General features: G+C 35.1%; 15 protein-coding genes. 3 read left to right on the top strand and 12 right to left on the bottom strand.

Annotation, left to right across the window (positions count from 1 at the left end; translation table 11 throughout):
• Window positions 1-160: 160 nt before the first annotated feature.
• The 3 genes from FG384_RS17455 to FG384_RS17445 all read right to left on the bottom strand — a co-directional run bounded on the left by FG384_RS17455 (window position 161) and on the right by FG384_RS17445 (window position 1,695).
• A complete protein-coding gene (locus FG384_RS17455; protein ID WP_142643971.1) occupies window positions 161-520 on the bottom strand; it encodes a hypothetical protein in 360 nt (119 codons plus the stop codon).
• Window positions 521-606: 86 nt separating this feature from the next.
• Entirely contained in the window at window positions 607-1,170 is a 564-nt protein-coding gene (locus FG384_RS17450; RefSeq protein ID WP_142643970.1) for a hypothetical protein, read from the bottom strand.
• Between the two features lie 105 nt (window positions 1,171-1,275).
• Window positions 1,276-1,695, bottom strand: coding sequence for an NUDIX hydrolase (locus tag FG384_RS17445; protein WP_142643969.1), 420 nt, complete (start codon window positions 1,693-1,695; stop codon window positions 1,276-1,278).
• Between the two features lie 279 nt (window positions 1,696-1,974).
• On the opposite strand from FG384_RS17445, the gene FG384_RS17440 reads away from it, so the two are divergent.
• On the top strand, window positions 1,975-2,238 hold the full coding sequence (locus tag FG384_RS17440; RefSeq protein ID WP_240793464.1) for a hypothetical protein: 264 nt from the start codon (window positions 1,975-1,977) through the stop codon (window positions 2,236-2,238).
• A gap of 40 nt (window positions 2,239-2,278) precedes the next feature.
• On the opposite strand, the gene FG384_RS17435 is transcribed toward FG384_RS17440, so the two are convergent.
• Window positions 2,279-3,286, bottom strand: coding sequence for a hypothetical protein (locus FG384_RS17435; protein WP_142643968.1), 1,008 nt, complete (start codon window positions 3,284-3,286; stop codon window positions 2,279-2,281).
• Window positions 3,287-3,746: 460 nt separating this feature from the next.
• Between FG384_RS17435 and FG384_RS19895 the strand changes: the two genes are divergently transcribed.
• Both FG384_RS19895 and FG384_RS17430 read left to right on the top strand, forming a co-directional pair.
• On the top strand, window positions 3,747-3,890 hold the full coding sequence (locus FG384_RS19895) for a hypothetical protein (RefSeq protein ID WP_166462477.1): 144 nt from the start codon (window positions 3,747-3,749) through the stop codon (window positions 3,888-3,890).
• A gap of 113 nt (window positions 3,891-4,003) precedes the next feature.
• A complete protein-coding gene (locus tag FG384_RS17430; protein ID WP_166462476.1) occupies window positions 4,004-5,686 on the top strand; it encodes a recombinase family protein in 1,683 nt (560 codons plus the stop codon).
• Here FG384_RS17430 and rlmD read toward each other — a convergent pair.
• From rlmD to FG384_RS17395, 8 genes are all read right to left on the bottom strand, one after another.
• Window positions 5,617-6,981 carry a 23S rRNA (uracil(1939)-C(5))-methyltransferase RlmD gene (gene rlmD / locus FG384_RS17425; protein WP_142643966.1) on the bottom strand — a complete coding sequence of 455 codons (1,365 nt, stop codon included), beginning with the start codon at window positions 6,979-6,981 and terminating at the stop codon, window positions 5,617-5,619. The genes FG384_RS17430 and rlmD overlap by 70 nt on opposite strands.
• A gap of 201 nt (window positions 6,982-7,182) precedes the next feature.
• Entirely contained in the window at window positions 7,183-7,887 is a 705-nt protein-coding gene (locus FG384_RS17420) for a YjjG family noncanonical pyrimidine nucleotidase (RefSeq protein WP_142643965.1), read from the bottom strand.
• Window positions 7,888-7,901: 14 nt separating this feature from the next.
• Window positions 7,902-8,789: a YitT family protein gene (locus tag FG384_RS17415; RefSeq protein WP_142643964.1), complete on the bottom strand. Its 888-nt coding sequence runs from the start codon at window positions 8,787-8,789 to the stop codon at window positions 7,902-7,904.
• A 341-nt stretch (window positions 8,790-9,130) separates the two neighbouring features.
• Window positions 9,131-9,235, bottom strand: a complete 105-nt coding sequence (gene cydS / locus FG384_RS20485; RefSeq protein WP_420849978.1) for a cytochrome bd oxidase small subunit CydS family protein — start codon at window positions 9,233-9,235, stop codon at window positions 9,131-9,133.
• An 11-nt stretch (window positions 9,236-9,246) separates the two neighbouring features.
• Window positions 9,247-10,272 (bottom strand): cytochrome d ubiquinol oxidase subunit II, encoded by a 1,026-nt coding sequence (locus FG384_RS17410; protein WP_142643963.1) that lies wholly within the window; start codon window positions 10,270-10,272, stop codon window positions 9,247-9,249.
• Window positions 10,269-11,615: a cytochrome ubiquinol oxidase subunit I gene (locus tag FG384_RS17405; RefSeq protein ID WP_142643962.1), complete on the bottom strand. Its 1,347-nt coding sequence runs from the start codon at window positions 11,613-11,615 to the stop codon at window positions 10,269-10,271. The genes FG384_RS17410 and FG384_RS17405 overlap by 4 nt, the downstream gene beginning before the upstream one ends.
• Before the next feature lie 272 nt (window positions 11,616-11,887).
• Window positions 11,888-12,799 carry a diacylglycerol kinase gene (locus tag FG384_RS17400; protein ID WP_142643961.1) on the bottom strand — a complete coding sequence of 304 codons (912 nt, stop codon included), beginning with the start codon at window positions 12,797-12,799 and terminating at the stop codon, window positions 11,888-11,890.
• Window positions 12,800-12,929: 130 nt separating this feature from the next.
• Window positions 12,930-13,493: a thioredoxin family protein gene (locus FG384_RS17395; protein ID WP_142643960.1), complete on the bottom strand. Its 564-nt coding sequence runs from the start codon at window positions 13,491-13,493 to the stop codon at window positions 12,930-12,932.
• Window positions 13,494-13,572 lie beyond the last annotated feature (79 nt).

The raw sequence follows: 13,572 nt of genomic DNA, 5'->3' as shown, positions 1-13,572 counted from the left end.
CTGTCTACGCTTAAAGGCTAATGTTACCATTAGCCCTCCAAGACTCGCTACGAGTGAATGGCTAGTTCTTTCTCGACGGGAATCCCACCCGCTATATGATACGACCTAGGCTCGGCCGCACACCTGCTGCGTTAGTTCAATAACATTATTCACATCTTGTTTACATCTTTTTATCTCTGTCAGGTTCTTTCATAAACACATTTTCATTCTCATCAAATCCTTCAGGCATCCAGTATTCCTCTGGTAATCCCTCTTCCTCAAATAACTTTCGAAGTTGCCCAATCGCCTCGAACCACGTTTCAAATACCTTGATAGAATATGGGGGTTGTCCTTCATCATTCCAAACTGCCCACTTTTTATTGGGGAGTTCTGTCACATGCCAACCTGCATCTGGTTCTATACGATAAACATAAAACGTGTTTTCGTCGGCACCTTTCCAATCTGTGTAGCCTAAAACTTTTGCAAATTCATCATATTTATTAAAAATAAGAAAGCGTAATAACTTTTTTACTCGTTGCATCTACATCTTCTCCTCCTCTTTTTTTCAAACAATCCTAGCACTTCTTATTGAACTAAACTGCCCCTTTAGTTAAACAGGAATTGGTTTTATAATCTTTTCACCAAATCCAGTGCTTGTTTAGTAGAATCAATTAAAGTAGAATCGCCTTTAAATTCTCTTAGCTTGAATGCTTTTATAAAGCATTTTTCAGCTTCATCTAACATTCCCAATTCCATTAGACATTTTCCCTTGTGTTGTAAAGCATAATCTAAGTATGAGTCTATCTTATTGTCTTTACATTTATTAAAAGCTTCATCAAAAAACTCTATCGCTTTATTATGTTTTTTATGATATTTTAACGCTTCTCCAAGTCGTATTAATGTAACTATTTCTTTGCTTATGTTTTCTTCTTCTAATGCATAATTTAGGCAATAGTTTAAATAGTTGATTGCTTTCTCAGGCTCTCCGCAAATCCTATACAAATTACCTACTGTTCCGTAAAGAAAATACTTATCTTCTTCATCACTTATTCTTAATAGATTTTCAGCTTCAGCAATAACCTGTTTTAGTTTCAAAGGATTTGTGGTCTTTTCTCGTAGATAATCGTTACTATCAAAATAAATAAACTCATTTATGGAAGAAAGGTTTTTTTTAAAATCAACTATTCTCATCTCTTCCCCCCCCCATATTTTTAGTATCAACTAACCCCCCGTAAGTTAAATAAGAAAAAATGCTTTACTCCTTCTTGAAGTAAAGCATCCGTTAGTGCAGTAAGGTTAGTTAAGAACAAGATTTAAATAATCTCCATGACCTCTTATAAGTTCGACATCATCTATTGATGAAATCCAGAAGTAATGAAATGTTAGACCGTCTTCATCTCCTCCACCAGTTGGGTGATAGTCCCATTCATCTTCTATGCTTGAAACGGTTATCTTATAAAAAAATCTGTTATGTATTGCACCGTCATCATTCTCCCAAAAATCTTCTGCAATTAAATTCTCAACTTTAAAATTTCTAAGTCCAGTTTCTTCTTCAATCTCTCTAATTACTGCATTATAAGTATCTTCCTTTGGCTTTACTGTACCTTTGGGTATCTGAATACCTGCTTCAGCATTTGAATGTCGAAAAACTAATACCTGTGTTTTTCCTTCTCTAATTCTTGTTACATAACCATAAGCTTTTTTAATAGGATTCATGTAAGTATCCTTCCCCCACTCATGTATATTCTCCACCTTCTTCAACTAAACTGCTGCGTTAGTTTAAGTGTATTTCTTCACAATCTTTATATCTATTTTAATAAATATCCAGTTGAGGATAAACTAATTTTATTTGTGCAGGGCATGCGACATCATACCATTTTACGATAAATCAACCTTTTCCTTTAACATAGCATTTACTTAATAAAATTATTTGGTTAAAGAATAAGTAGCTAAGTAATAGACAATAAATAATGTATATTGGAGGGAAAGATAATTATGATATTAAAAAGTGATGATAAAGTAATTTATTGCTACAACTGTCGCAAAAGGACCTTATTTACACGTAGAGATACTAAAAATAATAGTGGAGTAGAGAGTCATTGTAGTGAATGTTTATATGTTTGGTTTGAATGGCAAAATCGAGCAGTAGAGCGAGAAAAAGAAAAATGGATTGAATTTAATGGAGATACAGACCTGCGAATCTGCTTGTTACCTTCCAAACAAACATCTTTTCAGAGTCTTAGTCTTGTAAAAGGGTAATGATAAAAGTCACCCTTGAGATTACCCGAGGACATTGGGTTTAGTAAATCTTATTATTTTTTTTGTAGTTATTCACATACTCTGCCAAGGCTGCTAATGGATTCTCCATAACATTTGGAGCATGCTTCCATGTGTTTGGAATAGTGGTAGGATGAACTTTTAGTTGTTTACATTCCAACAGCCGTCTGTTAAATGTTGAACGAGCCATGGATCTCTGCGGCGATGTCAAATCTCCGCGACTTACAATAGTCAGAAACTTCGTCAGTGATTTCTTACATATTATCGAGAGATTACTTTTTTCTATTTGGTTAATTGCCTTTGAAAACTTATAAAAATCTTCCGTCAGATATGTCTTCAAAAGATACTTTTCAACATAATAATTGAACGAAGCATCGTTAAAGTAATTATCAAGAGTTTTCAGAAGACCTGTGATTCGGAACTGATAATTAAGATGATCTTCTTTTAATCGAACTTCAAATCTTACAACATCTTTTTCGTAAGAGGCAATAACTTTGTTCTTTTTCTTGCGTTCGGCCACCTTGTCATAAATAATCGTTTCAATAGAATCATTAGTGTGTATTAAACCAGTTTGGTAATCTTCAAAAAAACCATAAATGTTATGATAACCTTGCTTCTTGTGTCTCTTTCCTATCTGTCTCATAGATTTACCAAAGAGCTTAATATAGTCCAATCTTTTGAGTTCTCCTAATATTATTACATCAAAACGATAGTCAAATCTCATAAGAATATGATTATCATAAAGTGCTCTCTCACCAAAAACTGTTTCAACAATATCTCTTAAGTACGCTTCAATAGTAGGTAAGTCTCTTACAGTAATATCTCCCTTATCAAGTACTTCTGTTACATCTACGAAGATGTGTGCATTTAAATCATTTCGATATGGAACATTTACAACCGAAATAGTCAAACCCTTAAAAGTTGTTCCAAATGTTCTTCCAACCTCGTAAATCCCGATCCCATGAATATCCTGCAAATACTGAAGGTGTTTTTCTTCCAAACTCAATCTCAATTTAAATGTATGAATCATTTCAATACCTCCTTATCTAAATTACTTTGTATCCTTTGGTGCCACTGGGATAGAGCCCTCTCTAACTCTTCTATCCCACCTATAATTATTACTCTTTCAATGATAGAGAAATAGGTTGTTTATGAGATGCTATTTAGTTGTGCACTAAATAATTCAAGAGAGTATGTCTGACAATTATTAACAATACAAAGTTAGTCTTAAAGTAAGAGTCAAACTTGTTTCTATATTATTGAACCTACAAAAATACATATAATTTACTACTATTAAGAACCAAGAATTAACACTCTAAAAGAAAACAATTTATACTCCTGAACGAGTCATAAAAGAGGTTCTTTTTCATATGTTTTATTTGGAAAAATTTAGGTAAAGAAGCGTAGAGCATTTTTCTGCTTTTTCGACTCTATTTCTTTTATAAAATTACCTTAAATAAACGAATTATATTTAGGGAGGAATTAATGAAATGGTAGTAGAGAGAGTTTTTTATGAAGATGATTTGATATTATTGGAAGATTTACTAACTTCGTTCGTAGAAGATCAAATTGAACAGGAAATAGGTAAATTCATTAAAAATACAACAATACTAAATGGTAGAGATGTTGCATAAGTATTGAATTTTAACGTACTCAGACATAGTAGAACCGATTTTAAGTTTGCACTAGCATTTCTTTTAGTAACATTATGCTAAAGCAAAATAAAGATAAAATTGGAGGCAATATAATGACAAGTTTATTAGAAAGAAAAGTTGAAACAAATAATGAAGGTAAGACACGAATTGACATGCATTTAGAAGACTCATACAATCTAAATAAGGTGAATGCAAGTACTTCTCATGAGCGTGAGGAGAAAGATTCTAAAATGAAATGTGCAGTATATATACGTGTTTCAACCAATAAGGAAGAACAAAAAGAATCTCTAATTTCCCAAAAAGAGTTAGCCTTTGCTTTTATCAAAAGCAAGGGTTGGACTTTTTACGATGTCTATACCGATGTTGCAACCGGTACAAATTCAAATAGACCACAATTTCAGCGATTAATTAAAGATGCAGAGGAACAGAAATTCGATGTAATTCTCACAAAAGAGCTTTCAAGATTAGCGAGGAATGGAGCTACTTCCTATCAACTCAGGGATTTAATTGAACAAAAAGGAATAGAATTAGCAACAGTAGACGGTAATATAGGATTTGGGTCACAAGGTAAATATATGTTTGGTATCTTAACCGCTATTTTTGAGCAGGAGTCACGTACTATGAGCGGAAGAATTAAATCGGTATATAAAATGAAAGCAAAGAAAGGTAAGTTTTTATCTTCAACCGCTCCACTTGGATATGAAATAAAAGACAAGAAACTCTTCGTTAGAAATGATGAAACCCCTGATATAGTAAGAAGAATATTTAGGGAATATATTAGTGGTAGTGGTCATGATGCAATTGCTCGAGGATTATATAATGAAGGGATCCCAACACCATCTTTCTATGCAGACAAAAGTAATAAATCTGATGTTTGGCATGGTTCTACTGTCAGGGGGATTCTCACAAATCCCAACTATACTGGAGCAGTCACTAATCAGAAATATGTTACAACAAGTTTATCCACAAAAAAAAGAAAACAAATGGATCCCTCTGAATGGATAATTGTAGAAGACGTCCATGAGCCAATAATTTCAAAAGCACAATTTCAGTTGGTTCAAAATCTGATACTTGAAAGAAAAAAAATAAGACCGCAATCCCAATCTCATTTATTTTCTAATCTGTTATTTTGTGCAGATTGTGGTAGAGGCATGCATTTTAAAAAAAATAGCAAAGGTTATGTATGTGGTAATTTTAACAAGCATGGTAGTAAGCGATGCTCAAATCATCGCGTACGAGAATTAGATTTAACGATAACAATACAATCAGAACTATGTAACTTAACAAGAAGTTTAAAAATTGAGGATATCGAAGGGAAACTCCTAAAGAAAATTGAGCGAACAAAAAAAGAGAAGCAGAAGAAATACCCGACTTTAGAAAAGAAATTGGCTAATATCTTAAATAAAAAAAATAAAGCAACTGCTTTTTTTCTAGATGAACAAATTTCACAAGATAATTATAATGACTTTATTGCATCCTTGGAAGTAGAGGAAAGAAAATTACAAATTGAAATTAGTTCAATAAAGGAAAGCTCTGATTTGCAGTTCGAAATAGATATAATTAAGGAGTTAAAAACAAAACTAATTAGTAAGTTGAATTTTGAAGAAATTACGCCTGAGATATTAAATTACTTTATAAGTAAAATAGAAATTAAAGCAGATGGCAGTCCGAGAATCCATTATCGATTCTCGGAAACCTCTGCTCTTTATTTATCTAAAACAAGCAACGCACAGCACTCCACGTGTGTTGTCTGCGGGAACATGTCCACTGGCTGAATTTCTTTCGTTTTATAACCACCATCTTCTAAAATGCGAAGGTCACGAGCAAGTGTCGCAGGGTTACACGATACATAAACTACTCGTTTCGGGCGTTGTTCAATAATCGTTGTTAGCAGCGCTTCATCACAGCCTTTTCTCGGTGGATCAACGACCAGAACATCTGCTGTTTTGCCTTCCTTGTACCATTTTGGAATGACTTCTTCCGCTGGACCAGCTTCAAAATACGTATTCTCAAAACCATTTAGCTCTGCGTTTCGTTTCGCATCTTCAATTGCTTGAGGAACGATCTCTACGCCTAAAACTTGTTTAGCTTTCTGTGCAAGGAATAAAGAAATTGTACCGATACCACAATACGCATCAATCACTGTTTCATCTCCAGAAAGCTGTGCGTAATCTAGTGCTTGCTTGTATAACACCTCTGTTTGCACGGGATTCACTTGATAAAATGAACGAGCTGAAATTTCAAAACGTACAACACCAATACGATCCTCAATGACTGCTTTGCCCCAAAGGATATTTGTTTCATCGCCGAAAATAACATTTGTGTTTCGAGTGTTCACATTTTGCATAATGGAAGTAACATTCGGCTCTACTTCACGGATTAGCTCAATAATGTCTTCTTTTTTTGAAAGCTTAACATGTTTTGTTACAAGGACGACCATCACTTCACCAGTTGCTCTTCCTTTTCGAACAACAAGATGGCGTAATTGGCCTTTTTTTGTTTCTTCATTATATGGAGTTAGATCTAGTTCCAGTGCTTTTTCTTTAATAGCTCGTAGCAAACGGTCTGCCTCGTCTGTTTGAATGATACAAGTATTTGTATCTGCAATTCTGTGCGATTTTGTTTGATAAAATCCTGCTACGACCTCTCCATTTTCTAAATCGAATGGGATTTGTGATTTATTGCGATAACGCCATGAGTTGTCCATTCCTTTTACAGGCAATACCGGAGCATCAACTTTTCCGATTCGTTGCATGACATTACGAACCATGCTTTCTTTCCATTGTAGCTGACCCTCATACGTCATATGCTGCAATTGGCAGCCTCCGCACTCTGAAAATACATGGCATGGTGCTTCTACACGAAATGGAGAAGGTTCTATAATATTCGTTAATTTTGCGAAGCCATAGTTTTTCAATGTTTTTAAAACATGGACTTCTGCTGTTTCATTTGGTAGTCCACCTTGTATAAAAAGGGGATATCCATCTACTTTTGCAACTCCTGCTCCGTCATGTGTTAAGTCCTCTATATGAACTGTTAACTGGTCATTCTTTTTTACTGGTGTATTCACGTTATTTCTCCGTTCTTATTTGATTGATTCATTATACCAAAAATACTCGTTTGTTTGGTACGTAGTATATGGCACCATTCATTTTTCCAACTATAGCTTCTATTTTTCCAACTAAACATCTAAAAATTCCAACTAACACGTCAATTTTTCCAACTAATCCTTATGTCACAAAAAAGAACCCCAAAATTGAGGTTCTAAAGATTAATTTACTTCCACCACTTCTTTTTTAACTATATCTAAAAACTCTGACCATGTTTGTATCTCGTAAGTCGGCTGTATTACTGTATCATTTTTCTTCATATGTGGATTAAACCAACAAGTATCTATACCAAAGTTATTTCCACCTTGAATATCCGATGAAAGGGAATCTCCAATCATTAAAACACGGGACTTGTCTAGAATTTGTAGTTTATCCAATGTATATTCAAAAATCTCCGATTGAGGCTTTTGATAACCAGTTTCTTCTGAAGTAATAATTGCCTCAAAAACATCTTTTAGTGAAGATCCACCGATTCTTGCATGCTGTACTTCTTTAAAACCGTTTGTTAATATTGCAAATCTGCACCCAGAAAGATTTGCGATCATTTCTTCTACACCGTCCATTAACTGAACTTCTTTCCCTAAATTCTCTAAGTACTTTTGCCCAATAACTTCCGCATCTAGATCAAGTGCTTGCTCTAAAAACAATCTCTTAAATCTCTCCACTTTAAGCTCGGCTAGGCTTGTACGACCATGCTCCAAATCATTCCATAATACTTTACTTATTGCTTTGTAGCTTATAAGATAATCGCTCACACCATTCGGTAAACCGTATTCTACAAATAAGTGATGCAGTGCATTTTTCTCCGTTATTCCAAAGTCAAACAATGTATCATCTAGATCAAACAATAAAACATCGTATCTCATTCGTATTCCCACCTTTACATGCGCAGATTATTTTTTACTTCCTCTTCATCATATCTTGCTTTTGAAAATCCTCTTCCTAATATTTCAGATGCATTTAAGAAGATGACAAATGAAGTTGGCTCTTTTTCTAATAGAAGTTTCTTAAAGTAGACTGCCTCTGATTGTTCTACTACGCATAAAATCATTGTTTTCTCTTCGTTTGAGTAACCACCTAAAGTTTTGATTTTCGTTAAACCACGGTTAATTTCTTCTCTGACAATTGTTTGGATTTCCTCTTCTTTGTCTGTAATGATGAGTACTAATTTAGTTGGTGATGTTTGAAGTTGAACAAAATCGATTACTTTACTTGATACATATATCGATATCATCGCATATAGGGCTAATTCAAAATTAAAGACTAATGCAGATGTTATAACAACTAAACCGTCTACTAGAAGTTGAGAGAACCCACTTGAAATTCCAGTGAATTTCTTTAATATTTGGGCGATTAAAGCCGTACCACCAGTTGACCCATTACCTCGATAAACTATACCAAGCCCCACGCCTAGCATAATTCCACCATAAATGGCACCTAGCAGCGGATTATCAACTAACAGCTTAATATCGTGCGTCAACCAAATGACCAAAGGAACAAATGTTGTACCAACGAGCGTTTTTGCACTGAAGTCCTTCCCTACAATTAAAATCGCTAAGAAAAATAATGGAATATTGATAAGCCACTGTACATAAGCGGGATTATATTGAAAAAGTTCATAAAGAATTGTACTTATCCCTGAAACTCCTCCTGCTGCGAGCTTAGAAGGCAGTAAGAATATATTGTACGCGAGCCCGACAAGAGCAGCTCCAAACATTATTTGAATATACTCGAAAATTAACGTTTTTTTACTATTCGTCTTCGCCATGTTGTTGTCTTCCCCTTTTGTAATATTAATGCTTTTCCATTCTAACAAACTTTGACGAAAAGTTTAATTGTACTTCCCTATATTTTGGAATTGATATTAAAAATATTTATAATATGTATAGAGAATCCTTTTTATCATGCTTCTTAAAACAAAAAAATAGAGGGGATCATCAACAATCCACACTCTACTTTTTACTTCTAGAAAATCGTTGAAAAAGGCGACACTCCTGTGGGAAAAGCTTTAGTCGAAGACCCCGGAGCGAAGCGAGGAGGCTGAGACAAAGCCCGCGGAAAGGGAGCCATTTCAACGATTTTTTTATTTATTGGACAATCCGTTTTTTTTTATTCGTCTGAAACGGCTTTATCTTTTGGAGCTATCCAAAAAGCTACAATGATTGATAAGATAACAACGATAAATGGTGCGTAAAAAATGAGAAAGTTTGTCATGGTGCTCCTCCTTATGCGTGATTGTCTTTTTTTCCGCGAACGTAGTCTTTATTGAATAAAAATAGTTTCAATAGTAAATACAACGATGGTATTAATAGTCCAAGTCCCGCTATAAATGCGATAATCAGTGCAACCGCCATCGTTGGGTTTGTAAACCCATCATACAATGTTAAATGTGGATATAGTAAATACGGATAATGTGAAATACCATACGCAAAAAACGCTAATGCAAATTGTCCTATTAATAAGCTAAGTGCAAGACCGTATTTTTTTCGCTTCCAAATAAGCCACACTGTTCCAACATACATAACTGCAGAGATTGCAAATAACCACCAAAAGTCAAGCATCCGTCCATAATGTTCTGCGTTATGCTGACGTAATTCAACCATAATTCCTATAGCTGTAATAATGAGGGGCAATGACCACAGTAGCGCATACTTTCTCATTAAGCTAGTTGCCTTTGCATCTTTCGCTTTGTCTGCATACCACGTTAAAAATACAGCGGAAATGTATAGTACTGCAGCAATACTAAGTACCACAATACTCCATGTTAAAGGGTTAGTAAAAAGCTCCCAGTAATCCAAAACTGGCTGACCATCCACCATGGACACGAATCCACCTTCAGAAATGGTTAATACAATCGAAAGCGAAGCAGGAATAAACAAACCTGCTATACCATACATAAACGAATAACCTTTATGCCCGCGAGAACCATACGTTTCAAATGCATAATAGGATCCACGAATCGCTAATAAAATTATCGCTATACTTGCTGGTACGAGCAAAGTAGTTCCATAATAAAACGCTGTTTTTGGAAAGAATCCAACAACACCTACAAAGAAGAACACTAAGAAAACATTCGTTACTTCCCAAACAGGTGATAAATATCTTTGTATAATATTCGTTAAAATATGTTGTCGCCCCGTTAACAAACTGTATGCATTGAAAAAGCCTGCTCCAAAGTCAATCGAAGCAATTATCAAGTAACCAAACAAAAAGAGCCATAATACAGAAATCCCTACAATTTCAAGCGTCATGTGAAATCACCGCCCTTTTCAGCATGTCGATCTTCCAGCTCTTGTTCAACTGGATTATTTCGGAACATTCGTCGCAATACTACAACACTTCCAATTCCCAATATAAGGTATAACCCGGAAAACAGTATTAACATGATATCAACATTATTACTTGTAGTAGCACCTTCCGCAGTACGCATAAAGCCTTTTAAAATCCACGGTTGACGTCCTACCTCTGCAAGCCACCATCCGAATTCAATAGCAAGAATTGCTAAAGGACCACCCATAACAACAATCCATCGGAACCATCTGGAAGAGATAAACTTCCATTTTCTAATTTTCCCTATAACATAAACAAAGGATATGAAAACGAGAAACATACCGATCATTACCATTCCATCAAACAAATAGTGAATGTAAAGTGGAGGTATCTCGTCTTGTGGGAAATCATTCAATCCAGTCACTTCAGTTGCTGGACTTCCATGCGCTAAAATACTAAGTGCATAAGGTATTTTGAATGCATATTTAACCTCTTCCCCATCTAATATTCCTAATAGAACAAGTGGTGCTCCTTTTTCTGTTTCAAAATGCCACTCTGCTGCTGCTAATTTTTCTGGCTGATATGCAGCTAAATATTTCCCAGAAAAATCTCCAATAATTGCTGCTGCTATGCCAAAAATTAGCCCAAGTTTCAGCATTAAAAATAAGGACTTTTTATGATAAATATGGTTGGAACCTTTTAGTAATCGGAATGCTGCAATAGACGCTAAAACAAACGCAGTTGTCATATATGCTGTAACAAGCACATGCGCAACCTTTGTTGGCATTGCAGGGTTTAACATAGCTACTAAAGGTTGGATATTAATGAGTTCTCCATTTAAAATATCAAAACCTTGTGGAGCATTCATAAATGCGTTTACGATCGTAATAAACACCGCAGATGCAGATGCACCAATGGCAACAGGGATAAGTAATAATAAGTGCTTCTTTTGATTTTCGAAACGATCCCAAGTGTATAGATAAATACCTAAGAAAATAGCTTCAAAGAAAAACGCGAACGTTTCCAAAAATAGAGGGAGTGCAATAACATTTCCCGCCAATTGCATAAAATTCGGCCATAATAGTGAAAGTTGCAAACCAATTGCTGTTCCGGTTACAACACCAACGGCCACTGTAATAACAAATCCACGTGCTATACGTCGAGCAAGTAAAATATAATGCTCGTCATTTTTTTTAATCCCAACCCATTGAGCAATCATAATCATTAGTGGCACGCCGACTCCAATTGTTGCGTAAATAATATGAAATGATAAAGTCAACTCGGTCAATACACGACTAAAAAATACTGATTCTTCATTTCCCATCTGTTATACCTCCTTAGCTTCCAAAAATCCGTCCAATAAATGACAATAACATAATACCTGCAACTATAAATGCAAGCCATATTAAGTATTTTTCTTGTTTTTTATACATACACTTATCTCCTTTGGTTTCATTCTACATTAGAATATATAGTAAACCATTCCCGTTCTTGTCTGATTTCTAACATATTCATGGTGAAAGAATGACAAACTTGTGTTAGATATGTGAAGTGTTCAAAAACCCAGCAATCGGCAGAATGCTGGGTTAGTTTTTTTTACGGTCTGTCTTGTTCACGAATTTCATCGATCGGTACAAAAACCTCTATATGTCTGTATAAATTTTCAAAAGCTGCTGGGATAGTTCCACCATATTCACCATCAAGATTCAATTGAACTTTGTCTTCAGATGTCACCTTAATATGTTTTGCTTTTGTCGAAATTACTAGTGGATCGTGTAAATGTTCTCCCCGGATGGCTAAGGACGCAAGACGAATAAATTCTGCTACATTACATTTCCTCAAAATCAATAAAGTAAATTTGCCGTCATTAATACTAGAACTAGGTGCCAGTTTTTCAAATCCACCTACAGAATTAGTCAGCCCTACTAAGAACATCATGGCTTCCTCTTCAAATACTTCATCATCGTACTCAATTCTTACTTTCGTTGCATTGATAGATGGAAGCATTTCAATCCCTTTGAGATAGTAGGCAAGTTGACCAAGTACTGTTTTTAACTTACTTGGTACTTCATATGTAAGTTCTGTAATTCTTCCTCCACCTGCAATATTAATAAAATAGCGGTCGTTTACTCGGCCAACGTCAACTGGAATTGTATCACCCTTTATAATGATTTCAACAGCTTTTGAGATATCTCTAGGAATATGCACAGCCCTTGCGAAATCATTCGTTGTTCCCATTGGGATAAGTCCAATTTTTGGCTTATGCTCAAACTCACTAACTCCTGCTACCACTTCATTGAGAGTGCCATCTCCACCAGCAGCTATAACTAAGTCAAAGCCATTTTCAACAGCCTTCTTCGCAGCAATCGTAGCATCTCCTTCACATTTTGTCGCATGACAAGATGTTTCATACCCTGCAATTTCTAAAGATTCCAATACATCTGGCAAACTCTTCTTGAAAAGTTCTCTTCCGGAAGTTGGATTATAAATGATTCTTGCACGTCTCATACAGATTTCCTTTCTGCTTCACAATTTCTTTCTTGTCATAAAGACTTTGTTACTTAACAAAAAGTTCCATTTCACTACTAAAAGAGCCGACTGATGCCGGCCCACACTTTTATTTACAATAATTTTTTTGTTATTTCTGAAGTGCTTGTATCCAGTTATTACGAATGTCCTCGTATACAGCTAAGTGAAATTCGTTATTCTCAGTGAACTCTTTTGTCATTTGCTGAAAAAAAGCATTTTGTATTTCTTCGAAAGTAGGATCTTCCTTCGGAGGAAACTTTTCTCTATTTCCTGCTACAAATTGTTGCACTTTTTCTGCACGAGGCCCCCATTTAGAAATAACTTCCCCATCACTATTTAGCAATAAATAAACTGGAATTGAGCGACCACCGTTTGTTAAATATTGATCGATTAACTCTAAATTTTCATCGCGATAGACAGCTCGAACTTCAATTTCTGCAGCTTCTGCTATTCTACGTAATATCGCGTTGTTCATCATTGCATCTCCACACCAATCTTCCGTTATAACTAGTACATGTGGAGATTTTTCTTTTAATAATTCAATAAACTCATCATCCGCTGGTACTTCGAACTTATCGTATATGCTAAAAGATTCTTCTTTTTTTGTAGTCATATCGTTCATATATTGTGTAAGTGGTTTAGCTTGATTATAATATTGTTGTTCTGTAGGCAATTTGAAAATCCTCCTTTTTGCTAAGTATACTGCGTTCTATCAGGTAATTCAAATAAGTTATTGACATGTGACAGAAAGA

Origin of the sequence: Psychrobacillus vulpis (assembly GCF_006861825.1) — a bacterium.
Taxonomy (GTDB): Bacteria; Bacillota; Bacilli; order Bacillales_A; family Planococcaceae; genus Psychrobacillus; species Psychrobacillus vulpis.
The sequence above is the reverse complement of the archived record's forward strand: the minus strand, read 5'-3'. Positions and strand labels throughout refer to the sequence as shown.